This window comes from Klenkia sesuvii, assembly GCF_037083825.1.
Classification (GTDB): Bacteria; Actinomycetota; Actinomycetes; order Mycobacteriales; family Geodermatophilaceae; genus Klenkia; species Klenkia sesuvii.
Window position 1 is genome coordinate 1 of sequence record NZ_JBAPLU010000005.1, and the last position, 26,343, is coordinate 26,343.

Annotated in this window: 24 protein-coding genes; 14 read left to right on the forward strand and 10 right to left on the reverse strand. The window is 74.3% G+C overall.

Annotated features, from left to right (window positions below; genetic code table 11):
- Positions 1-204 precede the first annotated feature (204 nt).
- Positions 205-954: a ZIP family metal transporter gene (locus tag TEK04_RS06320; RefSeq protein ID WP_336403474.1), complete on the reverse strand. Its 750-nt coding sequence runs from the start codon at positions 952-954 to the stop codon at positions 205-207.
- 76 nt (positions 955-1,030) lie between these two features.
- Entirely contained in the window at positions 1,031-1,507 is a 477-nt protein-coding gene (locus tag TEK04_RS06325) for a DUF2000 domain-containing protein (RefSeq protein ID WP_336403475.1), read from the reverse strand.
- A 78-nt stretch (positions 1,508-1,585) separates the two neighbouring features.
- Here TEK04_RS06325 and TEK04_RS06330 point away from each other — a divergent pair, with 78 nt between their 5' ends.
- Entirely contained in the window at positions 1,586-2,047 is a 462-nt protein-coding gene (locus TEK04_RS06330) for an Lrp/AsnC family transcriptional regulator (RefSeq protein WP_336403476.1), read from the forward strand.
- A 110-nt stretch (positions 2,048-2,157) separates the two neighbouring features.
- Here TEK04_RS06330 and TEK04_RS06335 read toward each other — a convergent pair whose 3' ends face one another.
- Both TEK04_RS06335 and TEK04_RS06340 read right to left on the reverse strand, forming a co-directional pair.
- Positions 2,158-3,423 (reverse strand): HNH endonuclease, encoded by a 1,266-nt coding sequence (locus TEK04_RS06335; protein WP_336403477.1) that lies wholly within the window; start codon positions 3,421-3,423, stop codon positions 2,158-2,160.
- 147 nt (positions 3,424-3,570) lie between these two features.
- Positions 3,571-4,761, reverse strand: a complete 1,191-nt coding sequence (locus tag TEK04_RS06340) for a DUF8462 domain-containing protein (protein WP_336403478.1) — start codon at positions 4,759-4,761, stop codon at positions 3,571-3,573.
- Between the two features lie 68 nt (positions 4,762-4,829).
- Here TEK04_RS06340 and TEK04_RS06345 point away from each other — a divergent pair, with 68 nt between their 5' ends.
- Positions 4,830-5,432 carry a hypothetical protein gene (locus TEK04_RS06345; RefSeq protein ID WP_336403479.1) on the forward strand — a complete coding sequence of 201 codons (603 nt, stop codon included), beginning with the start codon at positions 4,830-4,832 and terminating at the stop codon, positions 5,430-5,432.
- On the opposite strand, the gene TEK04_RS06350 is transcribed toward TEK04_RS06345, so the two are convergent.
- Positions 5,429-6,100, reverse strand: a complete 672-nt coding sequence (locus TEK04_RS06350) for a TVP38/TMEM64 family protein (protein WP_336403480.1) — start codon at positions 6,098-6,100, stop codon at positions 5,429-5,431. The genes TEK04_RS06345 and TEK04_RS06350 overlap by 4 nt on opposite strands.
- 204 nt (positions 6,101-6,304) lie before the next feature.
- Between TEK04_RS06350 and TEK04_RS06355 the strand changes: the two genes are divergently transcribed.
- The 4 genes from TEK04_RS06355 to TEK04_RS06370 all read left to right on the forward strand — a co-directional run bounded on the left by TEK04_RS06355 (position 6,305) and on the right by TEK04_RS06370 (position 9,361).
- On the forward strand, positions 6,305-6,823 hold the full coding sequence (locus TEK04_RS06355) for a SigE family RNA polymerase sigma factor (protein WP_336403481.1): 519 nt from the start codon (positions 6,305-6,307) through the stop codon (positions 6,821-6,823).
- The gene (locus tag TEK04_RS06360; protein WP_336403482.1) at positions 6,820-7,830 is read left to right on the forward strand and encodes a hypothetical protein; all 1,011 of its coding nucleotides are present in this window, start codon (positions 6,820-6,822) and stop codon (positions 7,828-7,830) included. Before TEK04_RS06355 ends, TEK04_RS06360 begins: the two co-directional genes overlap by 4 nt.
- 139 nt (positions 7,831-7,969) lie before the next feature.
- Entirely contained in the window at positions 7,970-8,344 is a 375-nt protein-coding gene (locus tag TEK04_RS06365) for a hypothetical protein (RefSeq protein WP_336403483.1), read from the forward strand.
- 96 nt (positions 8,345-8,440) lie between these two features.
- The gene (locus TEK04_RS06370) at positions 8,441-9,361 is read left to right on the forward strand and encodes an AEC family transporter (protein WP_336403484.1); all 921 of its coding nucleotides are present in this window, start codon (positions 8,441-8,443) and stop codon (positions 9,359-9,361) included.
- 12 nt (positions 9,362-9,373) lie between these two features.
- On the opposite strand, the gene TEK04_RS06375 is transcribed toward TEK04_RS06370, so the two are convergent.
- On the reverse strand, positions 9,374-10,195 hold the full coding sequence (locus TEK04_RS06375; RefSeq protein ID WP_336403485.1) for an alpha/beta hydrolase: 822 nt from the start codon (positions 10,193-10,195) through the stop codon (positions 9,374-9,376).
- A 185-nt stretch (positions 10,196-10,380) separates the two neighbouring features.
- On the opposite strand from TEK04_RS06375, the gene TEK04_RS06380 reads away from it, so the two are divergent.
- Together TEK04_RS06380 and TEK04_RS06385 are read left to right on the forward strand one after the other, a co-directional pair.
- On the forward strand, positions 10,381-10,767 hold the full coding sequence (locus TEK04_RS06380; RefSeq protein ID WP_336403486.1) for a phage holin family protein: 387 nt from the start codon (positions 10,381-10,383) through the stop codon (positions 10,765-10,767).
- 47 nt (positions 10,768-10,814) lie between these two features.
- A complete protein-coding gene (locus TEK04_RS06385) occupies positions 10,815-15,725 on the forward strand; it encodes an NAD-glutamate dehydrogenase (protein ID WP_336403487.1) in 4,911 nt (1,636 codons plus the stop codon).
- 15 nt (positions 15,726-15,740) lie between these two features.
- Here TEK04_RS06385 and TEK04_RS06390 read toward each other — a convergent pair whose 3' ends face one another.
- The 3 genes from TEK04_RS06390 to TEK04_RS06400 all read right to left on the reverse strand — a co-directional run bounded on the left by TEK04_RS06390 (position 15,741) and on the right by TEK04_RS06400 (position 20,105).
- A complete protein-coding gene (locus tag TEK04_RS06390) occupies positions 15,741-16,619 on the reverse strand; it encodes a polysaccharide deacetylase family protein (RefSeq protein ID WP_336403488.1) in 879 nt (292 codons plus the stop codon).
- A gap of 73 nt (positions 16,620-16,692) precedes the next feature.
- On the reverse strand, positions 16,693-18,402 hold the full coding sequence (locus TEK04_RS06395) for a glycoside hydrolase family 13 protein (protein ID WP_336403489.1): 1,710 nt from the start codon (positions 18,400-18,402) through the stop codon (positions 16,693-16,695).
- A 287-nt stretch (positions 18,403-18,689) separates the two neighbouring features.
- The gene (locus TEK04_RS06400) at positions 18,690-20,105 is read right to left on the reverse strand and encodes an amidase (RefSeq protein WP_336403490.1); all 1,416 of its coding nucleotides are present in this window, start codon (positions 20,103-20,105) and stop codon (positions 18,690-18,692) included.
- Between the two features lie 67 nt (positions 20,106-20,172).
- Here TEK04_RS06400 and TEK04_RS06405 point away from each other — a divergent pair, with 67 nt between their 5' ends.
- Together TEK04_RS06405 and TEK04_RS06410 are read left to right on the forward strand one after the other, a co-directional pair.
- A complete protein-coding gene (locus tag TEK04_RS06405) occupies positions 20,173-20,661 on the forward strand; it encodes a GNAT family N-acetyltransferase (RefSeq protein WP_336403491.1) in 489 nt (162 codons plus the stop codon).
- An 80-nt stretch (positions 20,662-20,741) separates the two neighbouring features.
- Entirely contained in the window at positions 20,742-21,782 is a 1,041-nt protein-coding gene (locus tag TEK04_RS06410) for an NAD(P)-dependent alcohol dehydrogenase (protein WP_336403492.1), read from the forward strand.
- 49 nt (positions 21,783-21,831) lie between these two features.
- Here the strand turns inward: TEK04_RS06410 and TEK04_RS06415 are convergent, their stop codons facing one another.
- Positions 21,832-22,152, reverse strand: a complete 321-nt coding sequence (locus TEK04_RS06415) for a putative quinol monooxygenase (RefSeq protein ID WP_336403493.1) — start codon at positions 22,150-22,152, stop codon at positions 21,832-21,834.
- A gap of 205 nt (positions 22,153-22,357) precedes the next feature.
- Here TEK04_RS06415 and TEK04_RS06420 point away from each other — a divergent pair, with 205 nt between their 5' ends.
- Genes TEK04_RS06420 through TEK04_RS06435 form a run of 4 tightly spaced genes read left to right on the forward strand, consistent with a single transcriptional unit; the run spans position 22,358 to position 26,287 of the window.
- The gene (locus TEK04_RS06420) at positions 22,358-23,368 is read left to right on the forward strand and encodes an isopenicillin N synthase family dioxygenase (RefSeq protein ID WP_336403494.1); all 1,011 of its coding nucleotides are present in this window, start codon (positions 22,358-22,360) and stop codon (positions 23,366-23,368) included.
- Positions 23,365-23,679 (forward strand): 2Fe-2S iron-sulfur cluster-binding protein, encoded by a 315-nt coding sequence (locus TEK04_RS06425; RefSeq protein WP_336403495.1) that lies wholly within the window; start codon positions 23,365-23,367, stop codon positions 23,677-23,679. Before TEK04_RS06420 ends, TEK04_RS06425 begins: the two co-directional genes overlap by 4 nt.
- Positions 23,676-25,172 (forward strand): sugar ABC transporter ATP-binding protein, encoded by a 1,497-nt coding sequence (locus tag TEK04_RS06430; protein WP_336403496.1) that lies wholly within the window; start codon positions 23,676-23,678, stop codon positions 25,170-25,172. Before TEK04_RS06425 ends, TEK04_RS06430 begins: the two co-directional genes overlap by 4 nt.
- A complete protein-coding gene (locus TEK04_RS06435; protein WP_336403497.1) occupies positions 25,169-26,287 on the forward strand; it encodes an ABC transporter permease in 1,119 nt (372 codons plus the stop codon). Before TEK04_RS06430 ends, TEK04_RS06435 begins: the two co-directional genes overlap by 4 nt.
- Positions 26,288-26,343 lie beyond the last annotated feature (56 nt).

Sequence of the window (26,343 nt, forward strand, 5' to 3'; positions counted from 1 at the left end):
GGGGTCATGGGCCGGCAGCAACGAAGCCACCAACGCCCACTCGGCGTCGGTCAGCGACGAGGAGTAAGCCGGCTTGCAGGTACACACGCACATGCCACCGGCACCATCACTACCGCAGGACCTGACCAGTGGCGCCAGGCCGAGCCCATCACAACACCAGTCGCGCCCTCACTGAACGCGCTGGATCAATTACCCGACACTCTCTCAGGCGAACTCGACGGCGAAGGCGACCAGGAAGCCGGCGGCGGTGATCAGGCCGGTCCAGGTGCTGGTGCGGGCGAACGCCTCGGGGATCATGGTGTCGGCGATCATGGTGAGGATGGCCCCCGCGGCCACCGCGGTGATGACCGCGATGGCCTCCGGTGGGGCGCCGCCCAGGGCGACGTAGCCGATCAGGGCCGACAGGCCCGAGAGGACCGCGATGCCGCCCCACACGCCGAACACGTAGCGCGCCGACCGCCCGCTGCGCTTCATGCCGGCTGCGCTGGACAGGCCCTCGGGCACGTTGGAGATGAACACCGCGGCCAGCACCGGCAGGCTCACTGCTCCCCCGCCGAGCAGCCCGACCCCCAGGACGACGGACTCGGGGACGCCGTCGAGCAGCGCGCCCACCGCGATGGCCGCGCCGCTGCCCTGCTGCTGCCCCTCGGAGGGCTGCTGGTCGCCCGACCGCTTGCGGTGCCGGGCCCCGCGCCGGGCCAGGAGCGCGTTCGCGCCCAGGTAGGTGACGGCGCCGCCGAAGAAGCCCAGGGCGGTGGGTGCGAGGCCGCCGGTCTGGACGGCCTCCTCCATGAGGTCGAAGGCGACCGCCGAGATGAGCACGCCCGAGCCGAAGGCCATGACGGAGGCGACGACGACCTGCGGCACCCGCAGGAACCAGGCCACCAGGGCGCCGAGCACCAGCGCTCCCCCGCCCAGCAGCCCCCACAGCCCGGCTTCCAGCCACGTCGGCACCGCGCCCACCTCCCGTCCTCGTCGGGGTACGCCGGACCTCGGCGCCGCCCGCCCTCCTGCCCGGTGGTTGCGGTGCTCAACCGCTGAGCAGGTGCAGGCGCTTGGTGATCGCGGCGACCCGGTTGCGCGGGCCGACGATGCTGACCGCCCGGCAGGCCAGCTCCGCGCCCGGGGTGCCGGCGAGCTCGGCGAGGTACTCGTCGTAGACGCGGTGCGCCTGGGCGGCGCGCGGCATGTCGACGACCAGGACGCCGATGGAGTCGACCGCCTTCACCCGGACGGCGGCCAGCTGCTCCGCGGTCGCGGTGAGCACCGAGCAGCCGGCCCACGGCAGGCCGGGGTGGTGGGCGCCGTCGGCGTCGGGTCCGCCGTGCGCCAGCAGGTGGTCGACGGCGGCGCCGGTGGCGGCCGCGGTGCAGGCGACGGCGTTGACCATCTCCCCGGCCGGCACGGCGTCGTCGACGACCACCACCCACTTCAGGCGTGCGTTGCGGGTGGGCTCGGCCGTCACGACCTCGTCGGGGGTGAAACCGGGTACGTCGTGCACTGTCATGGGGCGACGGTAGGCAGATCGCCGGCAGGTCAGGCTCGTTGCCGAACATCGTTCGGGCATCGGCGTGATGATGGGCTCGTGGACGAACTCGATGCGGCGATCCTGCGGTCTCTCCAGTCGGATGCCCGGCGCAGCAACCGCGACGTGGCGGCGGAGGTGGGTGTGGCCCCGTCGACCGCGCTCGAGCGCACCCGGCTGCTGCGGGACCGCGGCGTCATTCGGGGGTCGACGCTGGAGGTCGACCTGGCGGCGGTGGGGCGGCCAGTGCAGGCGTTGATCGCGATCCGGGTTCGTCCGCCGTCGCGGCGGGCGATCGAGGCCTTCCGGGACTGGGTGCAGGCGCTGCCGGAGACGATCGGCCTGTTCGTCGTGTCGGGGGCCGAGGACTTCCTGGTGCACGTGGCGGTCGCGGACAACGAGGCGCTGTACGCCTTCGTCATCGACCGCCTGACCCAGCGCCCCGAGGTCGCCGACGTGCGCACGAGCGTCGTCTACGAGCACCTGCGCCGCCCACCCCGCATCGAGGCCACCGACCGGTGACCCGGCCCTGTGCCCGCTCGCGCCTGGTGGCCGCTCACGCCTGGTGGCCGCTCACGCCTTGTGGCCGCTCACCCTTCGGGTACGGGTGGGCGGCTCGTGGCGTGCCGGCATCACTCGATGCGGGATCCGATGATGATCTCGGTGCCGTCGGGGCGGTAGGTGCGCCATCGCCCACCGGGGTCGCGTTCGACGCGGAACCCATGGTGGACCTTGGTGTGGTGGGGTTCGCACAGCAACGCCGAGTTGGTCAGCGAGGTCTCCCCGCCGTGCGCCCAGTGCACCAGGTGGTGCACGTCGGACCAGTGGTGCGGGGCGCCGCAGCCGGCGAACACACACGTCTTGTCCCGGGCCACCACCGCCCGCCGCAACCCCGGCGTGACCACCCGGTGGGTGCGGCCCACGTCCAGCGGGGTGCCCTCCGGGCCCATCACGACGCGGGTGACGCCTGCATCGCAGGCCAACCACCGGGCCCGCGCCGCGGAGATCACCGACCCGAACCCGGTGGTCGCGGTCGCCGGGCCGGTGCCGTCGGCGACCAGGTCCTCGATGCCGATGGTGACCACCACGTGCGGCTTGACCGACCGCAGCACCGGCAGACCACCGGCGGCCAGGGCGTTGTCGGCCAGCTGCACCAACGCCCCACCCTGCCGCTGGGCACGCGAGCGCAGGTCGCCCTCGGGACGATCGGCCTGGACCACCGACTCCAACGCGGTCTTCACCTTCTCCCCACCCACCGCGTCGAGCTCGAAGTGCCCGGACACGGTGCCATCGGCGTGGGTGGTCATCGTCAACGACCGCTGCTCGATCGGGTCCGGTTCCACCCCGTCGGGTTCCAGCGCCTCCACGAACGCCTGCACCGCGGTCACCAGCGCCCGGTGCGACGACGACGTCGCCACCTCGGCCCAGGCCCGGTCGAAGACCCCCAGGTCGATGCCCTGTTCGGCGGCCGCAGCCCGCTGCCGGTCACCGACCGCCGAGGCCACCACATCCATCTGCGCTGCGGTCGCCGACCCCTCGCAGAACCGTTCGGCCAGCTGCGGGACGTGCTCCATCACCCGGCCGACCCGCACCACCCGCGACGCATCGGCCCCCGACAGTCGCAGGTGACCGATCAACCACGACCGCACCGACACCAACCCGTCGACCTCCACCGCCTGCGTCAACTCCGCATGCCGAGCCAATCGGGCGATCACCGCATCCAGCCGGTTCCGCTCGGTCGTCAGGTCGCGCAACTGCTCCAGCACCTGCGCCGACGACAGGTGGTGCAGGTCCTCGACGTCGTCCAGGAGCAGATCCAGGTCGTGCTCGGCCTCGGTGTCGACATCGAGGACCAGCGACGTCGTGGCCACGTCGACCTCCTCGATCTGTTCGAACACCTGATCGAACAGTACCTGACCAGCCGCCCGGGAGCAAGGCGAAAGTGCAGCTCAAGGCGTTGCTCGCTGGTGCTCCGGAGTCACGGCCGGTGACGCCGACCGCGGGCACCCTGCGGTGCCCGCGAACCCGGGACCGGTGCCGGGGTCTCAGTCGGGCTGGCGGAGGAGGTAGCGGCCGAAGTGCGGCACGGTGAAGGCGATCTGGCCGCGCTCGGCGCTGTAGACCAGGCCCTTCTTGATCAGGGAGTCGCGCGCCGGGGACAGCGACGCGGGCTTGCGGCCCAGCGACACGGCGACGTCCGACGTCGCCACCGCGGCACCGGCAGGGCCGCCCAGCTCGGCCATGGCGTGCATGTACTCCCGCTCGGCCGGCGTCGCCCGGTCGTAGCGCGAGCCGAAGAAGCCCACCGCCAGCTCGGCCTCGGCGGCGGGGGCGGCCACGGCGACGTCGTCCTCGGTGATGGGGGTGGTGGCGGCGAGGTCCCAGGTGACCTTGCCGTAGGCCTGCACGAAGTAGGGGTAGCCGTCGGCGGCGGCGTACAGGGCGTCGAGCGCACCGGGGGTGAACGCGACGTCCTCGCGCTCGGCCGGGCCGACGAGTGCGCGGTCGGCCGCGGCCCGGTCGAGCCGGTCGATGCGCAGGTACCGGAACAGCCGCTCCGAGTAGGACTTGGACGCCGACAGGACGGCGGGCAGGTGCGGCAGCCCGGCGCCCACCACGATCAGCGGTGCGCCCTGCTGGGACAGCTCGTGGCACGCGGCGCAGATGGCGCTCACGTCGTCGGCCTGCACGTCCTGCATCTCGTCGATGAACAGCGCGATGCCCTTGCCGGTGTCGGCCGCGACCCCGGCGGCGTCGCTGAGCAGCTCGACCAGGTCGATCTCCATGTCGCCGGTGTCGGCCCGCCCGGTCGCAGCCGGGGCGTCGATGCCGGGCTGCCAGCGGTCGCGGAGCTTGGCGTCGGCCGGCTGGTACTGCGCGAACGCCTTCACCACGCCCAGCACGTCGGCCACCGCCTCGGCGTTGCCGTGGCGTGGACCCAGCTCGCGCAGCGCCATGTGCAGCGCGCTGGCGACCGGCCGGCGCAGCGACTGGTCGGGCCGGGCCTCGATCTTGCCGGTGCCCCACCCGCGCGCGATCGCCGCCGAGCGCAGGTGGTTGAGCAGCACCGTCTTGCCCACGCCACGCAGCCCGGTGAGCACCAGTGACCGCTCGGGCCGGCCGTGCGCGATGCGCTCCAGGACGACGTCGAACGCGCCCAGCTCGGCGTCCCGGCCGGCGAGCTCGGGCGGGCGCTGACCGGCGCCGGGTGCGTAGGGGTTCCGCACGGGGTCCATGTCGGGCACCGTATTCCGCTCTCTAGCCCGACAGGTAGAAGCTCGTAGAACGGGGTAGCGCGTGTCGCATGCGTGTGCGGTACGACGGGTGGATCCTCGGCGCCGGGACGACGTCGGGCACCCGGCTGGTGGTCGGCCACTGGCCGCGCTCCCCCCTCGGCCGGGTCTCCGACGTCATGGTCGAGCGGCCCGACGGCCACCGGGTGCTGCTGGCGCAGACGCCCGAGCTGGCCGAGTTCGTGGCCGGCACCTACGCGTTCGACGAGGTCCGGGTGGTGCCGGTGGAGGTTGGCCGGGCGGCGGACCGCTGGGTGGTGCACGCCGGCCCGCTCGCGCTGCGGGTCGCCGCTGGTCGGCGTCCGGCCCTGGGGTGGCTGCTGCGGACCGTTCCGTCCCCACTCGCCCGCACCCCGGCCTGGGTCGGCCTGCTCGACCCCGTCGCCCGGGTGGTCGGCCTGCGCACCCGCGGCACGGCCGGGAACGGGCGCACCGAGTGGTACGGCGTGCAGGACCTGCACCGGCTCCGTGCGACGTCCGCGACCTGGGACGGCGAGGACCTGGGCGGCCTCGCTCCGGTGCGGCCGCCCGTGCGGTTCGGGTTCGGCTCGGTGCCGCCGACGCCGTCCGTCGTCCGCGTGACGACGACGATCGGCCTCTCTACCTCTGTCTAGTCCGCCGTCGAGACCGCCGTAGACCGACCTCGACGGCACCACCACCGGAGGCCCACGACGGCGAACACCGCCGCCGCCGGGCCGACGGTGATGACCAACCCCCACTCCCCCAGCCCGCCCGCCACCGATCCGACCGCGACGTTGAACACCGCCCCGGGCAGCAGACCGAGGGACGTCGCCGCCAGGTACACCGGCAGCCGGACGCCGGAGAGCCCGGCGGCGTAGTTGACCAGGAAGTACGGCAGCACCGGGGTCAGCCGGGCCACCAGGACGGCGACGAACCCGCGGTCCATCGCCAACTGGTCGGCCCGCTGCAACCGGGGACCGGCCAGCCGCATCAGGGTGCCCCGGCCCAGTGCCCGGCCCAGGCCGAAGCCCAGCAGCGCGCCGAGCAGTGCGCCGGTGACCGCGGCCAGGAGACCGGCCCAGAAACCCAGCAGGATGCCGGTCAGCAAGGCCAGGGCGGTCCGCGGCACCGGCGCCAGGAGGGCGATCGCGGTACCGCCGGCGACCGCGGCCCAGCCGAGCACCCCGGTGTCGGCGACCCGGTCGCGCAGCTGGTCGACCGTCGGCAGGTCGGTGGTCGACGCGACCACCGCGCCGGTCGCGAGGATGGCCAGGAGCAGGCCGAGGCGCACCGCCTCGCCCCGGGTCATCCGCCACGCCACGGGCCCAGTGTCCCGGTCGGCACCGCTCCTCCCCTCCCCCGCCGGCGTCGTCCGACGCCCACGACCCGTTCCGGCCCTGGGCTGGCGCGCAGGCGTCGGACGACGGCCGGCGCACCCGTGACCGGATCGTGACCTCGCTGGTGTCGGGTGTCCGAACCGGTCGCGGCGTCTACCGGGTGTGACCACCACGGCGGGGAGCGGCGGATGAGGGACGACGGGTTCACCGACTTCGTCGTCGAGGTCGAACGGCCGCTGCTGCGCACCGCCTACCTCCTCACCGGCGACCACGGCCACGCCGAGGACCTCGTGCAGACCGCGCTGGTCAAGGCGCACCGGCACTGGGCGAAGGTGCGGCGGGCCGATTCCCCGCTCGCCTACGTGCGCCGGGTGCTGGTGACCTCGCACGTGAGCTGGCGGCGCCGGATGTCGACGTCCGAGCAGGTCATCGAGACCGTCCCCGACCGACCCGGCGACGACCTGCAGGAGCGGCAGGCGACCACCGACCTGGTCCGCGCCGCCCTGCGGGAGCTGTCGCCGAGGGTGCGGGCGGTCGTCGTCCTCAGGTACTTCGAGGACCTGACCGAGGCCGAGACCGCCCGGGTGCTCGGCTGCTCGACCAGCACGGTCAGCACGCACGCCGCGCGGGGGCTGGCCACCCTCCGGCGACACCTGGACGCCACCGCCGACACCGACACCTCGATCTACGCCCGGAGGACCTCGTGACCGACGTCCGCACCCTGCTGCACGACCTGGCCGCCGACGCACCCCGCGGGCACGGCGAGGTGACCGCCGACCGGGTGGTCGACCTGCACCGCGCCCAGGACCGCCGCCGCCTCCGGCTCGCCGGCGTCGCGGCCGCGATCGCCGTGGTGGTCGCCGCGGTCCCGGCACTGGTCGACCGGTCTGGTCCGCAGGACGCCGCAGCGGTCGCCTCCGCCGGCACAGCGGAGGCCGCCAGCCTCTTCGACGCCCCCACCCGCGGCTCCCTGGCCGACGACGCCGACGCCGTCACGTCGGCGCGGGAAGCCAGCTGGGGCGAGGGGATCCCCTTCCGGGACGCCGGCGACATCCTCGACCCGGGGCCGCAGGACCGGCACGTCGCCTTCGTCGGCGAGGTACCGGGTGGCCAGGTCTGGGCGTTGGTCGTCGGCCGGACCGGCCCACAGCTGGCCTACGCCTGGTTCGTCCGCGGCGAGACGGGCGACGGGTTCGGCTGGCGCCTGGTCACCCTGCCCGAGCGAACCTTCGCCGGGCTGCCGGTCGCCCTCGTCGACGGTGCTGGCGAGCACGGACCGTTGCTGGTCGTAGCCATGCCCGACGAGGACATCGACCTCGTGCCCTTCGGCGACGCATCCGCTGGTCTGCCCGAGATCCGCTCCTCGGAGGTCTCCGGGGGGATCGCCCTCGTCGACGTCGACACACCCGCGAGCGGCTTCTCCCTGGGCTACGAGGTGGCCGGCGCCGTGGACAGCCCCCGGTCCACCTTCCGGCCGGTCCAGTTCGACTCGACCGACCAGGGCTCCTACGGCGACGTCGTGGGCAGCATCATCACCGCGGTCACGGACGAGGACACCGGCGCGGCCGTCCAGGACTGCCTGGTCTCCGGCGGCCTCCTGGAAGCCGCCGACGACGGTGGGCTCACCTGGCCGTACCTGGCCACAGACGAGGACGCCGTCGCGTTCCTCGCCGCGGTGGAGGCCTGCCGGGCATCGGCGGGGCAGGGTGACTGAGCCGGCGTCGGTGGTGGCGGCGCGGCAGCTGGCCCAGGAGGCCCGGGCCCGGCGATCACGTCCCGAGCATGTCCTCGCTGCCGTCACCAGTGCTCGAGGACCGCGCTCACTGCGCACTCGACGAGCTCGCGCCGCACTGTTGGCGGCGGCCGCGGCCGCCACGGCCGGGTGCGCCGCGGGCCCGGACACCGCGTGCGCGCTCGTCTACTACTCCCCGGGTCTCCAGGTGGTGCTCGACGGGTGGCCACCCGCGGTCGACCGGGCGGTGGAGGTCGAGTGCGAGGGGTGCGATCCGGCCATGATCGAGGGCGTCGGCACCCTGCGCGCCCCACTGGGTGTCGATGGCGTGGCCGAGATCGGGCTCCCCCTCCATGCGCCCGAGATCACCGTGCGGGTGCTGGAGGGCGACGTCGTGCTCAGCGACATGACCGCCGAACCCGACTACCGCTCGATCGACGGGGACGTCGAGTGCCCGGGTCCCAGCGAAGCGCTGGTCGTCGTCCCGGCCCCCTGACGATCACGGACGCCAGGACATCCGCAGCCGGCGTGTTGCCGCCGCAGGTCCGTGATCATCGGGGCGCGGGGGCGGGGTGGGGGTTGACTCCAGGGCGTGGCGGGGGTGCTGACCGGGTTCGTGGTCATCGGCGTGGTGATCGGCGTCGGCTACCTGGCCGCCCGCCGCGGGGTGCTGCCCGAGGGCGCCCAGGTGGTGCTCGCCCAGACCTCGTTCCGGGTGGCCACCCCGGCCCTGCTGTTCACCGTGCTGGCCGACGCCGACCTCGGCCAGGTCTTCTCCGGCACGCTCTGGGTCACCTCCGTTGCCGCCCTGGCCTGCGCGGCCGTGGTGGTGGCGGCCGGGGTCGTCCGCCGCTGGGGCACCGGCCGGACGACGATCGCCGCGCTGGCCGCCGGCATGGTCAACTCGGCCAACCTGGGCATCCCGATCGCCGTCCACGTGCTCGGCGACGCCGCCCTCGTCGCTCCCCTGCTGCTGTTCCAGCTCGTCGTCCTGGTCCCGGCCGCCGTGGTCGCGCTCGACCTCTCCGGCCCGGCCGACGGCACGCCGCGCTGGGTGCGGCTCACCGCCCCCTTCCGCAACCCGGTGCTGATCGCGTCGGTGCTGGGCCTGCTGGTCGGCGGCGCGGGGTGGACCGTTCCGTCCCTGGTGCTCGACCCGCTCGAGCTGCTGGCCTCCCTCGCCGTCCCGGCGGTGCTGCTGGCGTACGGCATCTCGCTGCACGGCGCCCCGCTGCCCGGCCGCGGACCCGACCGGCGGGCGGTGCTGCTCGCGTCGGCCCTGAAGCTGCTGCTCATGCCGGCGTCGGCCTGGGCGCTGGCGACGGCGCTGGGCATCGGGGGCGAGCAGTTGTTCGTGGTCGTGGTGCTCTCGGCGCTGCCGACGGCGCAGAACGTCTACACCTACGCGGTCGCCTACCGCACGGCCGAGCGCCTGGCCCAGCAGACGGTCACCGTCACGACCGCCGGGTCGGTCCCGGTGCTCCTGCTCGTGGCGGCCCTGCTGGGTCCCTAGCTCCTCGGTGGCTCAGCGGTGGGCGTCGAGCCAGGCCACGACGTCGTCGAGGACCTGCTCCTGCTCGGGCTCGTTGTGCGGCTCGTGGAACAGGCCCGGGTAGACCGTGTGCGTCAGGTCGGTCGAGGCCACGGTCGAGGCCAGGAACTCGCTGGCCGCAGGTGGGACCAGCCGGTCGGCGCCGCCGTGCACCACCAGCAGCGGCATCGTCAGCGAGCGCAGCCGGGTCGGCATGGCGGCGACGGTGGTGATCATCTCCGCGCCGGTGCGGGCCCGCACCTTGCCCATGCGGTTCAGCGGGTCGGCCCGGTACGCGGCCACCACGGCAGGGTCGCGGCTCACGGCGTCGGCGTCGAGCTCCAGGACGCCGAGGTCGGGCAGCAGCCGGCCCAGCAGCGGGGCCACGAGCTGCTGCACCCTGGTCGCCGAGGAGAGGTCGAGCGCGGCGGCCGACAGCACGGCGCCCCGCACCGGCACCGACGGCGTCCCGGTCAGGTACTGGGCGGCGACCAGGCCGCCCATGCTGTGCCCGTAGACGAACAGCGGGACCCCGGGGTGCTCCCCCGCCGCCCGCACCGCCAGCTCGTCGACGCCGGCGACCGTGGCCGCCATCGACCCGATGTTGCCGCGGCTGCCCGGGGAGCGGCCGTGGCCCGGGTGGTCGACGGCGTACGTGGCGTACCCCGACCGGGCCAGCCGCTCGGCGACGTGGGCGTACCGGCCGCCGTGCTCGTGCAGGCCGTGCACCAGCACGACCACGCCGGTGACCTCGTCGGGTGCCCACGCCTGCCAGTACTGCCCGGTCGAGAGGTGCCCGTCGGTGTGGGTCGTCACCGCCGCAGGCTAGCCCGACACGGCATGGCCACTGCGCAGTCCGCGGGCCGGCTGCGCAGCAGCCACGCCAGGATCAGGCGGGGCACCTCCCCTGACCTCTGCATGTCGCCGTCTGGGCTCGTCTAGCGCACGGGGTAGATGGCCGTAGAGGAGCCGATCGACCGGGGCGCCGCTAGGTTGCCCCCGTGTCCACGATCGTGAGGTTCGCGCTCCGCGTCGTCGTCCTGGCCGTGATCATCTTCGTGGTGACCCGGCTGGTCAGCGGCATCGTCGTCACCCCCAACCCGGAGGGCACCTTCGGCGAGGCCGGTACCTACCTCTGGGTGGCGCTGCTGTTCGCGCTGGTGAACACGGTGGTCGGGCCGGTGGTGCGGCTGCTGTCGCTGCCCTTCGTCGTCCTGACGCTGGGCCTGTTCCTGCTGGTCATCAACGCGGCGCTGCTGGGCCTGACCGCGGCGCTGAGCGACCGGCTCGACGTCACCGGGTTCGGGGCGGCGGTCGTCGGCGGGTTCCTCATCGCGCTCTTCAGCTGGATCGCCGAGCTCGTGCTGCCGCTCAAGGTCCGGGACTGAGCGTGCCGTGATGACGTCCCAGACGTCTCCGGTCTAGCGTCGCGGGCATGGCTCGTCCGGAGACCGCCCCCCGTCCGGCACCGACCGCCTCGGAGGTGGCCCCGGACGCCGGCCGACTCGCCGACCTGGCCGCGCTCGAGGCCGCGCAGACGAAGAAGTCCCAGCTGCTGGACCTCGCCGGTGAGGCCCTCCCCGCCGTCCCCGACCTGCCGGCCGGGCTGTCCGACGACGACGTGCCGGCGGTCGTGCGCGCCTACTTCCGCGGCGAACCGGCCGCCGAGGTCGTGGGGCACGACCCGCAGTCGCTGGCCCGGCTGGCCCTGGACCACCTCGAGCTGGCCGCGACCCGTCCGCAGGGGTCGGCCGTGGTGGCCGTCGACCGCACGGAGGGCGGTTCCTCGGTGCTGCGCGTGGTCACCGACGACATGCCGTTCCTGGTCGACTCGGTCACCGCCGAGGTGGTGCGCCAGGGCGTCGTGCTCGACCACGTCGTGCACCCGGTGGTGCAGGTGCGCCGCGACGTGGCGGGCACGCTGCTCGAGTTCTGCGCCGACCACCCGGCCGAGGACGCCGTGGCCGAGTCCTGGATCGCGGTGGTGCTGGCCGGCACCATCGACGACGAGGCCGCCGACGACCTGGTGGCCGGCCTCCGCACGGTGCTGGCCGACGTCCGCGGGGTGCACGAGGACACCGGGAAGCTGCGCGCCCGCGCCCTGGACCTCGCGCACTTCCTGGAACAGGAGCCGCCCTCCCGCGCGGCCGACCCCGCCGACGACCCGCACGAGGCCGCCGCCCTGCTGCGCTGGATGGCGGAGGGCAACTTCGTCTTCCTGGGGGCCCGCGACGTCGACCTCGTCGCCGCCGACGGGCAGCCGGCCACCGTCGCCGTGCGGGGCAGCGGGTTGGGCGTGCTGCGTGCCGACGCCGAGACGACCACCCCGGTCGTCCCGGTGAGCGCGGCCGCGCGCGGCGCCCGGGGACGGCGGGTGGTGGTCACCAAGGCCGACGTCCGCTCGACCGTCCACCGCCCGGCCTGGCTCGACGTCGTCGCCGTCTCGCTGCCCGGCCCGCAGGGCACGCGGATCCGCCAGCACCGCATCGTGGGGCTGTTCCCCACCGGCGCCTACACCGCCAGCGTCACCGAGGTGCCGCTGGTGCGGCGCACCGCGGCCGAGGTGCTCGAGCGCTCGGGCTTCGAGCCCGACAGCCACACCGGCAAGGAGCTGCTCGACGTCCTGGAGACCTACCCCCGCGACGAGCTGCTGCAGGTCGACGTCGACGACCTGCTGCCCGTCGCGTTGGCCGTGCTCCACCTGCGCGAGCGGCGGCAGACCCGGCTGTTCCTGCGCCGCGACCCCTTCGGCCGGTTCTTCTCCGCGCTGGTCTACCTGCCCCGCGACCGGTACACCACCGAGGTGCGGCTGGCCATGCAGGAACGGCTGCTGGCCACCCTCGGCGGCTCGTCGATCGAGTACACCGCGCGCTCCACCGAGTCGGTGCTGACCCGGTTGCACTTCGTCGTCCGGGTGCAGCCACGGCGCGGGGTGCCCACGCTGCCCGAGGTCGACGTCCCCGAGCTGGAGCGGCAGCTCGCGGCCGCGGCCCGCAGCTGGACCGACGACCTCACCGACGTGCTCACGGCCGAGTACGGGCCCGACGCCGGACGGCGGCTGGCCCAGGTCGCCGACGCCTTCCCGCCCGCCTACCAGGCCGACTTCCCCGCCTCCACCGCCGTGGGCGACCTCGACCGGCTGGAGTCGCTGCAGCCCGGGGAGCTGTCGCTGCGGCTGTGGACCCCGCGCGACGCGGCCCCCGGCGAGCGCCGGCTCACCGTGTTCCGGGTGGGGGAGCGGCTGCTGCTCTCGCAGGTGCTGCCGGTGCTGCAGCACCTGGGCGTCGACGTCGTCGACGAGCGGCCCTACGAGATCGACCGCATCGGCGCTCCGCTGGCCTGGGTCTACGACTTCGGCCTCACGCTGGCCGGCTCCACCGGGGACCTCCCCGGCCTGGACTCGCTCCCCCGCCGCTTCACCGACGCCGTCGACGCCGTCTGGCGCGGCGACGCCGAGGACGACGGCCTGGGTGCCCTCGTGCTGGTCGCCGGCCTCACCTGGCAGCAGGTCGCCGTCGTGCGGGCGTACGTGCAGTGGCTGCGGCAGGGCGGGCTGCCCTTCTCCGCCGGCTACGTCGAGTCGGTGCTGGCCGACCACCCCCACGTCGTCTCGCTCGTCCTCGACCTGTTCGCCGCGCGCTTCGACCCCCACCAGCCCGGTGACCGCGCCGCCGCCGAGCGCGCCCTGGGGGAGCGGCTGACCGAGCAGATCGCCGCGGTCACGTCCCTGGACGCCGACCGGGTGCTCACGGCGTTGCTGGCCGCCGTCCGGGCCACCCAGCGGACGACGGCCTACACCGCCGGCGCGTTCACCGACGGCACGCCGCTGGCGATCAAGCTCGACCCGCACGCCGTCCCCGACCTGCCCGAGCCCCGGCCGGCCCGCGAGGTCTGGGTGTCCTCGCCGCGGGTCACCGGGGTGCACCTGCGGTTCGGCGCGGTCGCCCGCGGCGGGCTGCGCTGGAGCGACCGCCGGGAGGACCTGCGCACCGAGATACTCGGGCTGGTCAAGGCGCAGACGGTGAAGAACACCGTCATCGTGCCCACCGGCGCCAAGGGCGGGTTCGTGCTGCTGCGCCCGCCGGCCGACCGCGAGGCGTGGCTGGCCGAGGGCCAGGCCTGCTACCAGCTGTTCATCGGCGCGCTGCTGTCGCTGACGGACAACCTGGTCGAGGGGCAGGTCGTGCCGGCCGAGGGCGTGGTGCGGCACGACGGCGACGACACCTACCTCGTCGTCGCCGCCGACAAGGGGACGGCGACCTTCTCCGACCTGGCCAACGCCGTCGCCGTCGAGCGCGGCTTCTGGCTGGGCGACGCCTTCGCCTCGGGCGGCTCGGTCGGCTACGACCACAAGGCCATGGGCATCACGGCGCGCGGCGCGTGGGAGTCGGTCACCCGGCACTTCCGCGAGCTGGGCATCGACACCCAGAGCCAGGAGATCACCGTCGTCGGCGTCGGCGACATGAGCGGCGACGTGTTCGGCAACGGCATGCTGCTCTCCGAGCACCTGCGGCTGGTGGCCGCCTTCGACCACCGGCACGTGTTCGTCGACCCCACCCCCGACGCCGCCACCGGCTTCGCCGAGCGGCAGCGGCTGTTCACCCTGCCGCGGTCGAGCTGGGCCGACTACGACCCGATGCTGATCAGCGCCGGGGGAGGGGTGTGGCCCCGGACGGCGAAGTCGGTGCCGGTCAGCGAGCCGATGCGCACCGCCCTCGGCCTGGCCGACGACGTCGAGCAGCTCACCCCGGCCGAGCTCATCCGCGCGATCCTGCTGGCGCCGGTCGACCTGCTGTTCAACGGCGGCATCGGCACCTACGTGAAGGCCACCACCGAGAGCGCGCTCGACGTGGGGGACAAGGCCAACGACGCGGTGCGGGTGGACGGCGAGCAGCTGCGCGTCCGGGTGGTGGGGGAGGGCGGCAACCTGGGCCTCACCCAGCGCGGTCGCATCGAGTACGCGCTGGCCGGCGGCCGGGTGAACACCGACGCCATCGACAACTCGGCCGGCGTCGACACCTCCGACCACGAGGTGAACCTGAAGATCGCGCTGAACGACGTCGACCTCGACGCCGGCGCCCGCGCCGAGCTGCTGGCGTCGATGACCGACGAGGTCGCCGGCCAGGTGCTCACCGACAACTACGCGCAGAACGCCACCCTGGCCGCCGAGGTGACCTCTGCCCGCAGCCTGCTGGACGCGCACACCCGCTTCATGCGGGCGCTGGAGCGCTCGGGCCGGCTCGACCGCGCGGTGGAGGCGCTGCCCGACGGGCGGGCGCTGGCCCAGCGGCGCCGCGACGGCCAGGCACTCACCTCGCCCGAGCTGTCGGTGCTGCTGGCCTACGCCAAGCTCGAGGCCGACGCCGCCGTGCTGCACTCGACCCTGCCCGACGACCCGTCCCTGGGCCGGCTGCTCACCGAGTACGTGCCCACCGCCCTGCGCGACCGCTTCCCCGAGGCCGTGGCCCAGCACCCGCTGCGCCGGGAGATCATCGCCACCGCGCTGGTCAACCGCGCGGTCAACGTCGCCGGGGTGACCGGGTTGTTCCGGCTGACCGAGGAGACCGGGGCGCCGCTGGTCGCCGTGGTGCGGGCGCACGCGGTGGCCCGTGCCGTCTTCGACGTCGACCGCTTCTGGGACGCCGCCCGACCGCTGGACAACCGGGTGCCGGCCCCCGTCCAGGTGCAGCTGCGCACCGAGGCGACCCGGCTGGCCGAGCGGGCCGCCCGCTGGCTGCTGCGCCTGCCCGGGTTGGCCGCCGAGCCCGGTGACCCCATCGCCGCCGTCACCGCCCGGTTCGCCGGCCCGGTGGCCACCGTCGTGCGCAAGCTGCCCGAGTGGTTGCTGGGTGCCGACGCCGAGGCCTACGCCGAGCGGGCCGCCGGGCTGCGCTCGGCCGTGGTGCCCACCGAGCTGGCCGCGGCCGCCGCGGTGGCGCCGGTGCTGCCCGGGGCGCTCGACCTGGTGGTGGTGACCGAGGAGACCGGGGCGCCCATCGAGCTCGCCGGGCGGGTGTGGGAGCACGTGTCGGCCCGGCTGGGGCTGGTGCCGCTGCGCGACCTCATCATCGGCCTCCCCCGCGACCGCCGCTGGCCGGCGATGGCCCGGGCCACCCTCCGCGACGACCTCACCGCCGAGCAGGCCGCCCTCACCGCCGAGGTGCTGCGCGGCCGCACCGGTGAGGACGACGACCCGGCCACCCTGGTGGCGCGCTGGGCCGACCACTGGGACACCGGTCAGCGACGTGCGGCCGCCCAGCTGGCCGAGCTGGCCGCCGGCGAGGCGCACGAGCTGGCCGAGCTGGTGGTCGCCGTCCGCACCCTGCGCGGCCTGCGCCGGGCCTGACCCACCCCGGGGCGCTCAGGGGGTGGCGAACTCGCGGTCCAGCTTGGCCAGCAGGGTGGGGCCGTCCCAGGTGGGCGGCGGCATCAGGCGGCGGACGGTGAGCAGCGGGGTGGTCGGGTCGGTGTCGTCGGACAGCTGCCACGCGGCCCGGAAGCCGGCCGCGGCCACCTGCGCGGCCGCCTCGGGGTCCCAGGCGCCGTACGGGTAGGCCATGAAGGGCACCGGGCGGCCCAGGATCGACTCCAGCGTGGCCTTGGGCCCGGCGAGCTGGGTCGCCCACTGGTCGGCCGGGAGCCGGTCCAGCCGCTGGTGGTCCCAGGTGTGGGCGCCGATCTCCATGCCCGCGGCGTCCAGGGCGCGCAGCTGGTCGGCCGACAGCCAGCCGGCCTTGTCCAGGACCACGGTCATCGGGAAGAAGATCGCCGGGAAGCCGAACGCCTGCAGCGCCGGCAGGGCCACGTCGTGGTGGGTGGCCGAGCCGTCGTCGAAGGACAGCAGCACCGGCCGCTCGGGCAGCGGGGTGCCGAACTCCAGGTGGTCGACCACCGCCGACGCCGACACCGGGGTCCGGCCACCGTCGGCCAGTGCCTGCAGCTGGGCGGTGAGCACCGCCGGCGGGGTGGTGATGGAGCGGGCGTACTCGCCGTCGTCGGCGGTGTGCTCGCGGATCTGGTGGAAGCACAGGGCGGGGACGGTGGAGCGGGCGTACACCTCCGCGGCGGTGCCCGGGGTGGGCGGGGCGCTGCTGGTGGGGGCCGCGGTGGGTGCCGGTGTCCCCGGTGGCGCCGGTGGCCGGGAGGTCGTCGTCGCCGACGACGTGGGGGCCGTGGCCGCGCGCCCGCAGCCGGCGAGGAAGGCCGCGGCCCCGAGGGTCAGGAAGCTCCGTCGTCGCACTCGACGGCACGTTGCCGGTCCCGGGTCCGGAAGGCAAGCCGTCGCGCCGCTCCGCCCTGGTCGGCAGGTGTGCTCACCGCGTCGTCCGCAGGATCCGGGCGTCCCAGGGCCCGAGGACGGCGGGGTCGTGGTCGGGCAGGTGGTCGCGGTTGCCCAGCACGAGCTCGGCACCGACCGCCTGGGGCAGCAGGTCGGCCAGCTCGTACGGCGTCGCCGACACGTTGCAGACGACCAGCAGCTGCTCGTCGTCCGTCGTCCGGGTGAAGGCGTAGACGTGCTCGTGGTCGGGCAGCAGCATCGCGAACGCGCCCAGCTGGATGGTCCGGTTCGCGTGCCGCAGCGTGATGAGCGCACGGTGGTGGGCCAGCACCGAGTGCGGGTCCTCGCGCTGCGCGGCGACGTTCCACTCGACGTGGTCGGGGTTGACCGCGATCCAGGGCTCACCGGTGGTGAACCCGGCGTGCTCGGTGGCGTCCCACTGCACCGGGGTGCGGGCGTTGTCCCGGCTGGCCGGGCGCAGCGCGGCCAGCACCTCGTCGGGGTCCGCGCCGCGGTCGGCGGACTCGGCGGCGTGGTTGAGCGTCTCGATGTCCCGGAAGTCGCGCACCGACCCCCAGACCGAGTTGGCCATGCCGATCTCCTCGCCCTGGTAGACGTAGGGCGTCCCGCGGTGGCCGTGCAGCAGGGTGGCCAGGCAGGTGGCCGAGTCGCGCCGGTACCGGGGGGAGTCGTCGCCGAACCGGGAGACCGCGCGCGGCTGGTCGTGGTTGTCCCAGTAGAGGGAGTTCCAGCCGACGTCGGCCAGGCCGGCCTGCCAGCGGCCGAACGAGGCCTTCAGGTCGGTGAGCCGCAACGGCCGGGCGTCCCACTTGTCCACCCCGTGGTCGAGCCCGACGTGCTCGAACTGGAACACCATGTCCAGCTCGCGCCGGCTGGGGTCGGTGACCTCGCGGGCCTGCTCGACCGTGACGCCGGGCATCTCGCCCACGGTGATCAGCTGCGCGTCGCGGCCGGCGAACACCTCGCGGTGCATCTCGGCCAGGAACTCGTGCAGCCGCGGGCCGAACAGGTAGGCCGCCGACCCGTCGCCGTGGGGGCTGCCCTCGATCGGCGGGCCGTCGGGGAGGTCGGCCTGCTTGCTGATCATGTTGATGACGTCCATGCGGAAGCCGTCGACCCCGCGGTCCAGCCACCACCGCATCATCTCGTGCACCGCGGCCCGCACCTCGGGGTTCTCCCAGTTCAGGTCGGGCTGCTTGCGGCTGAACAGGTGCAGGTAGTACTGCCCGGTCGCCTCGTCGAGCTCCCAGGTCGGGCCGGAGAAGAAGGACCGCCAGTTCGTCGGCTCGGCACCGGGCGCCCCGGCGGACATGCCGTCGCGGGGGTCGCGCCACCAGTACCAGTCCCGCTTCGGGCTGGCCGTCGAGCTGCGGGACTCCACGAACCAGGGGTGCTCGTCGCTGGTGTGGTTGACCACCAGGTCCATGACGACCTTGATGCCGCGCTCGTGCGCGTCGGCGATCAGCGCGTCCAGGTCGGCCAGCGTGCCGAACACCGGGTCGACGTCGCGGTAGTCGCTGATGTCGTAGCCGTTGTCGTCCTGCGGCGAGCGGTACACCGGCGACAGCCAGACGACGTCCACCCCCAGGTCGGCGAGGTGGTCGAGCTTGCCGCGGATGCCGTTGAGGTCACCGATGCCGTCGCCGTCGGAGTCGGCGAACGAGCGCGGGTAGACCTGGTAGACGACGGCGGAGGTCCACCACGGCGGGTTCGCTGGGGTCACCCCGGCCATCCTGCCTGCCCGCGCCCGGACGAGCCGGTCGGCCGCGGGCCGGCGCGGGCGCTGGGCGGGTGCGCGGTGGTGCTGGCCTGGTCGCTGCACCACCAGCCCGCGCGCGCAGCCACCGTCGGGTGCGCGCCCCGGCGGGTCAGCCGACGGGCCCGGCCGCGTGGGCGCGCACCTGGTGGTGGGTGCGCACTCACGCGGGTCACCCGGGGCGGTGACCCGCGTGGGCGCGCACCTGGTGGTGGTTGCGCCCCGGTGCGGGCGGGGGCGGGGGAGAGGTGGGCTCAGCCCAGCTCGGGGCGGCGCAGCCCGTGGCCGGTGGCCTGCTCGAAGGCGTGCCCGACCTCCAGCACCTGGCGGTCGGCGCGCGGCGCGGCGATGACCTGCAGGCCCACCGGCAGGCCGTCGGGGGTGAAGCCGCCGGGCACGCTCAGCGCCGGGCAGCCGGTGGCGCTGATGAGGGTGCAGGAGCGCATCCAGGCCAGGTAGTCGTCGAACTCCACGCCGGCGACCGAGGTGGGGTACTCCTGCTCGACCGGGAACGGCAGCACCTGGGTGACGGGGGCCAGCAGCACGTCGTACCGGGTGAAGAACTCGACCACGTTCTCGTACAGCTTCGTGTGCGCCACCTCGGCCCGGCCGACGTCGGCGCCGGTCAGCTCGGCGCCCTTGGCCGCGTTCCAGCGGATCGTCTCCTTGACCAGGTCGGGCGAGCGGCGCACCGCGTCGCCGAACGAGGCCTCGAACAGCCACGCCCGGAGCACGCCGAACGCCTCGTCGGCGCCGGTGAGGTCGGGGCAGTCCTCCTCCACGACGGCACCCAGGTCGCGGAACACCGACAGCTGGGCCATGAGCACCTCGGTGATCGCCGGGTCGACCGGCACGCGGCCACCCAGGTCGGGGGTCCAGGCGATGCGCAGGCCGCTCAGCTCGGTGGGGAGCGGCGCGGCGAACGCGGGCCCGGGGTCGCCGAGCGAGATGGGCACGCGGGGGTCGGGGCCGGCCAGCACCGACAGCCCCAGCGCGACGTCGGTGACGGTGCGGGCCATCGGGCCCTGGACGGACAGCTGCGACCAGCCGATGGACGTCGGCCACGACGGCACCCGGCCCGGGGTGGGGCGCAGGCCGACGACGTTGCAGAACGCGGCCGGGTTGCGCAGCGAGCCGCCCATGTCGCTGCCCTCGGCCAGCGGGACGAACCCGGCGGCCAACGCGGCGGCGGCCCCGCCGGAGGACCCGCCGGCGCTCAGCCCGTGGCGGTAGGGGTTGTGGGTGGCGCCGAACAGGGTGTTGAACGTGTGCGACCCGGCGGCGAACTCGGGCACGTTGGTCTTGCCCACCCGGATGGCGCCGGCCGCCCGGAGCCGGGCCACGACGAGCTCGTCACGGGCGGGCACGGTGTCGCGGTGCAGCGGCGAGCCCCAGGTGGTGCGCATGCCGCCGGTCTGGTGGGTGTCCTTGTGCGCGACGGGTACGCCGTGCAGCGGCCCGACCGCCTCGCCGGCGGCCAGCCGGGCGTCGGCCTCGTCGGCGGCGGCGCGGGCGGCGTCGTCGTCCCGGGTCACGATCGCGTTGACCTGGCCGTCGTGGGCGTCGATGCGGGCCAGGTGGGCCTCGAGCACCTCGCGGGCGCTGACCTCGCGTCCCCGGATGAGGGCGGCCAGCTCGGTGGCGGAACGGGTGCACAGCTCGTCGGTCACGCGAGGACCGTAGCGCGGGAAGTACCTCAGCGGTAAGACATCTCCGGACGACGCCAGACTGGCCCGGGTGACCGTGCGCCCCGCCACCGCTGACGACGTCCCCGCGATCACCGCCGTCTACGCCCACCACGTCGAGCACACGCTGGCCACCTTCGACCTCGTGCCGCCCACCGAGGCCGACCGCGCGGCCTGGCTCGCCGCCCACCCCGGCGGCCGGCACCGGGTGCTGGTCGCCGAGCGGGACGGCGCGGTGGTCGGCTTCGCGGCCAGCGGACCGTTCCGCGCCCGGCCGGCCTACGACGCCACCGTCGAGACGAGCATCTACCTGGCGCCCGGCGCCACCGGTCAGGGCCTGGGCCGTGCGCTCTACGGGGCGCTGCTCCAGGCGCTGGCGGGGGAGGGGCTGCACCGGGCGGTGGCGGTCATCGCGCAGCCGAACCCGGCGTCGGAGGCCCTGCACCGCTCCTTCGGGTTCACCCACGTCGGCACGTTCGGCGAGGTCGGCCGGAAGTTCGACCGCTGGGTGGACACCGCCTGGTTCCAGAAGGAGCTGTGACGCCGGTCGCCACATGCATTGCGCGCAATGGGTTCGGGTAGGGACCACGACATCCCCGTAGTCGACCCGAGGAGACCCTTGTGCCCACGACCGTGACCGCCCGGGCCACCGCCTCCGCCGGTGGCAAGTTCGAGCGCACGACCATCGAGCGCCGCGACGTCCGCCCGCACGACGTCCGCATCGAGATCGCCTACGCCGGCATCTGCCACAGCGACATCCACACCGCCCGCGACGAGTGGGGTGCCGCGAACTACCCGCTGGTGCCCGGCCACGAGATCGCCGGCACCGTCGCCGAGGTCGGGTCGGAGGTCACCACGTACGAGGTCGGCGACCGCGTGGGCGTCGGCTGCTTCGTCGACTCCTGCCGCGAGTGCGAGAACTGCCGGGCCGGCGAGGAGCAGTACTGCCTGAAGGGCGAGACCGGCACCTACGGCGGCATGCAGGACGGCAAGCCCACCGACGGCGGCTACTCCGAGCAGATCGTCGTCGACGAGAACTACGTCCTCGGCATCCCCGAGGGCATCGAGCTGTCCGCCGCCGCCCCGCTGCTGTGCGCCGGCATCACCCTGTACTCCCCGCTCAAGCACTGGGGTGCGGGCCCGGGCACGAAGGTCGCCATCGTCGGCCTGGGCGGGCTGGGCCACATGGGCGTCAAGATCGCGGCTGCCCTCGGCGCCGAGGTCACCGTGCTGTCCCAGTCGCTGAAGAAGCAGGAGGACGGTCTCCGCTTCGGCGCCCAGCACTACTACGCCACCAGCGACCCGGAGACCTTCGAGACGCTGAAGGGCGAGTTCGACCTCATCGTCAACACGGTGTCGGCGAACCTCGACCTCGAAGCCTACCTGGGCATGCTGCGCGTCAACGGCACGCTGGTCGAGGTCGGCGCCCCCGAGCAGCCGATGACCGAGGCCGCCTTCTCGCTCATCCAGAACCGGCGCTCGCTGGCCGGCTCGAAGATCGGCGGCATCCGCGAGACCCAGGAGATGCTCGACTTCTGCGCCGAGCACCACCTGGGCGCCGACGTCGAGGTCATCGGCGGCGACCAGATCGACGAGGCCTACGAGCGCGTCGTCGCCTCCGACGTCCGGTACCGCTTCGTGATCGACACCGCCAAGCTCTGATCGACCCTCGCGTGCCCCCGACCCCACCGGGTCGGGGGCACGCACGCGTTCAGGAGACGGTGAACTCGCCGAGGTCGTCCCAGTGCTCGCCCTCGATGAGCATGTTGCGCACCTTCGGCGTGCGCACCAGGTACTGCGGCAGCTCGGCCTGGGCGCGCTTGAAGTGCTCGCTGGTCACGTGCGCCTCGGCGGCGTCGTCGGCGAACCCCTCGACCACGATGTACTCGTCCGGGTCCTCGACGTTGCGGGCCCAGTCGAAGAAGAGGTTGCCCGGCTCGGCCCGGGTGCCCTCGGTGAACGCACGGGTGAGCTCGGGCCACTGGTCGGCGTGCTCGGGCTTCACCGGGAATCGGACGCAGATGAAGATCATGCGGTCCAGTCTGTGGTGCCCCCCGCCGGCCCGCGACGGCGTCCGTGTGTCGGCCGCGTTCCGCGGCTCGTGGCGGTGGTGTTTCGGCAGTGCGGTGCGCACAGCGCACGGACGGCAGGAGTGTGCAGTTCTCCCGTTGTCCACCTGGTGGCCGACTTGAAGACTCCTGGTCACGACACCCGCCGCACCGCCCCAGGAGCCAGGCATGAGCGACCACACCGCCGTGATCCAGGACGTCGTCCCGGTCATCGACATCACCGACCTGCGCAGCGACGACGTCGCCCGCCGCCGGGCCGTCGGCAAGGAGATCGACGGCGCCTGCCGGGAGATCGGCTTCTTCCAGATCACCGGCCACGGCCTGCCCGACGAGCTGGTCGCCGGCGTGTACGACACGGCCAAGGAGTTCTTCGCCCAGCCGATGGCGACCAAGCGCGAGGTCGCCCAGCCCAACCCCAAGACCGTCCGCGGCTACACCGCCGTCGGCGAGCAGGCCTTCGCCTACAACGAGGACACCAGCGCCCCCGGTGACCTGCACGAGAAGTTCGACGTCGGCCCGCACGTGGTCAGCGACGACCCCTACTTCTCGATCGAGAACGCCGGCCCGCACTTCATCCCCAACCAGTGGCCCAGCAGCCCCGCCGGGATGCAGCAGGCCTGGGAGAGCTACTTCGAGGCCGCCGACGACCTCTGCCGGCTGATCATGCGCGGCTTCGCGCTGGGTCTGGACCTGCCCGAGGACTTCTTCGCGGACAAGATCGACAAGGACATCTCGATGCTGCGGGCGATCCACTACCCGCACCAGGAGGAGCCCCCGGCCCCGGGCCAGATGCGCGCCGGTGCGCACACCGACTACGGCAGCCTCACCATCGTGCGGCCCGAGGTCGCCCCCGGCGGTCTGCAGGTGTTCACCCAGGACGGCGACTGGGTCGACGTCCCGGTCATCCCCGGCGCCCTGGTGGTCAACATCGGCGACCTCATGGCGCAGTGGACCAACGACGAGTGGATCTCGACCCGGCACCGCGTGGCCAACCCGCCGCGCGACGTCGTGGCCGACACCGAGCGCATGTCGATCGTCTTCTTCCACCAGCCCAACTACGACGCGGTCATCGAGCCGCTGCCCACCTGCGTGGCCGCCGGCGAGGAGCCCCGGTACGCCCCGACCACCTCCGGCGACCACCTGACCATGAAGTTCGAGAAGACCCACCAGAAGGCGTGAGCGCCTCCTCCGAGCAGGTGGAGGGCGCCGCGGATCTCGATGTCCGCGGCCCCTTCACCGTCGTCCTCCGGCGCAGCGGGACCTCCCGCCCCGTGCCGGCCGACCGCAGCCTCCTCGAGGTCGTCGAGGAGGTGCTGCCGGTCCCCTTCACCTGCCGCGAGGGCACCTGCGGCTCCTGCGTCAGCACCGTCCTGGAGGGCGTCGTGGACTACCGCAACACGGTGCTCTCACCCCGGGCGAAGGCCAAGGGTGCCCGCATCGCGCTGTGCGTGGACCGGTCCGTCACGCCCGAGCTGGTGCTGGACCTGTGACCGCCGCGATCGAGTGCGCCGGGGTCTCCAAGGGCTTCCCCGGCGTGCGGGCGCTGGACGACGTCTCCCTCACCGTGCGCCCGGGCACCGTGCACGCGCTGCTGGGCGAGAACGGCGCCGGCAAGTCCACGCTCATCCGCATCCTGACCGGTGCCGAGCGGCCCGACACCGGCACCGTGCACATCGGCGGCGTCCCGCTGCGTCAGCACACCCCGGCCGCCGCCCGCCGGCTCGGCGTCCGGGTGCTGCCCCAGGAACGGCACGTCGCCCCCGACCTGTCGGTGGGCCACAACGTGCTGCTGGACTCCCTGCCGCGCACGGCACTGCGGACGGTCAGCGCCCGGCGGGTGCAGGAACGGGCCCAGCAACACCTCGACGCCCTCGGTGTCGACCTCGACGCCCGCGCCCGGGCCGGCGACCTCACCGCGGCGCAGCAGCAGCTGGTCGAGCTCGCCCGCACCACGGCCCGCCCGGCTGCCGTCGTCGTCCTCGACGAACCCACCGCCTCGCTGGCCGGCGACGAGGTCACCGTCCTGTTCCGGGTGGTGCGCCAGCTGCGCGACGCCGGCACGGCACTGCTCTACATCTCCCACCACCTGCACGAGGTCTTCGCCCTCGCCGACGAGGCCACGGTGCTGCGCAACGGCCGGCTGGTGCACCGCACCCCGGTGGCCGAGACCGACCACGACAGCCTGCTGCGGCACATCTTCGACCGCGACGTCGCGCACGTGCGGCTGCCCCGGCGCCCGCTCCCCGCCGACGCCCCGGTCGTGCTCGCGGCCCGGCAGGTCGCCCTGCCCGGCGGGCACCGGCCGCTGGACGTCGAGGTGCGGGCCGGTGAGGTGCTGGCGCTGTCCGGCCCGGCCGGCGCCGGTGCCTCGGAGCTGGCCGCCTGCCTGGCCGGCGTCCGTACCCCCGCCGGGGGCCGGGTCGAGCTCGGTGGCGCCCGGCTGGGCTCCCGGACGGCGGCCGCCCGCGCCGGTGTCGGGTTCGTGCCCGCCGACCGCAAGCGCGACGCCCTGCTGCTCGAGCGCGCGATCGCGGAGAACCTGCTGGTCGGCCCGGCCGGCCGGGGGGCGCTGCACCGGCCGGTCGCCGCCCGGCGCACCGCCTGGGCCGCGCTGCGCGCCGGCCGGGTGAAGGCCGACGACCCGGGCCGCCCCGTGCGCACCCTGTCCGGCGGCAACCAGCAGCGGGTCGTGTTCTCCCGCTGGCTGCTGGCCGAGTGCCGGGTGCTGGTGCTCGACCAACCCACGGCCGGGGTCGACGTCGGCGCCAAGTTCGACATCTACGCCCAGCTGCTCGACCTGGCCGCCGAGGGCGTCGCGGTCGTCGTGGTGTCCAGCGACTACGAGGAGATCTGCGCCCTCGCCGACCGGGTGCTGGTGCTGCGCGACGGCGACCTGGTCGCCGAGGTCGACGGCGCGGCGGCCACCCCCGACGGCCTGTTCGCCCTGGAGACGGCCCCCACCCCCGAGGAGACCGCGGCATGAGCACGCCCACCACGACCGACGCGACCAACCCGGCCGCCCCGGACGTCGAGGCGCCACCGGCGGCCCGCAGCGACCGGTTGCCCTACCGCCTGCAGTTCAGCACCACCGCCGCGCTGCGCACCGTGCTGCCGCTGGCCATCGCGGTGCTCGCCGTCTCGGTCTACACCGACAGCCAGAACCCGGCGTTCCTGACCTCGGGCAACGTGCAGAACATCCTGTCCCAGGTCGCGGTGCTCGGGATCCTGGTCGCCGGGCAGACCCTGCTGCTCATCGGCGGCCAGATCGACCTCTCGGTCGGCAGCCTGGTCAGCCTGGTCGCCGTCGTCTCGGCCAAGCTGTTCGCCGCCGGGTGGAGCGACACCGCGGTCATCGCCGCGGCGCTGGGCATCGGCGTCGCCGTCGGGCTGGTGTGGGGCCTGGTGGTCGCCTTCCTCGACGTCCCGCCGTTCATCCTCACCCTCGGCGGGCTGAGCGTGTTCGCCTCCCTGGCCCTCGTGCTGGCCGACAACAAGCCGGTCCCGGTGGCCGACGGGCTGGACAGCTGGGGCTTCGGCGAGTGGTTCGGCGTGCGGGCCCCGGTGGTGCTCCTGCTGGGCACGCTGCTGGTGGTCGGGGTGCTGCTGCACCTGACCCGGTTCGGCCGCACGACCTACGCCCTGGGGTCCAGCCGGGCCACCACCTACCTGGCCGGCGTCCCGGTGCGCCGGCACATCGTGGCGCTGTTCACCCTCAACAGCACCCTGGCCGCCTTCGGTGGCCTGGTGATGATGGCGCGGCTGGCCTCCGGCGACCCCCGCGCCGGTGCCGGCCTGGAGCTGGCCGTCATCGCCGCCGCGGTGCTCGGCGGGGCGGCGCTGTCGGGCGGGCGCGGCACCATGGTCGGCAGCGCGCTGGGCGTGCTGGTGCTGGGCACCGTGACCGCCGCGCTGACCTTCCTGCAGGTGCCCGGCGCCTACCAGAGCCTGGTCTCCGGCGGGATCCTCATCCTCGCCGTCGTCGTCACCGCCGTGGCCGACACCCGCGCCGCCCGCGGACGTGGCGTGCCCACCGGTCCGGCCGCCCGTGCCGCCGTCCGCCGTCTGCTGCCCTCGGCCACCCGCCGGTCCGCCGGCTGACCCCGACCCGTCGCACACCGCCGTCCGACGTCCTCCCCACCCCACCCCGCCCGCAG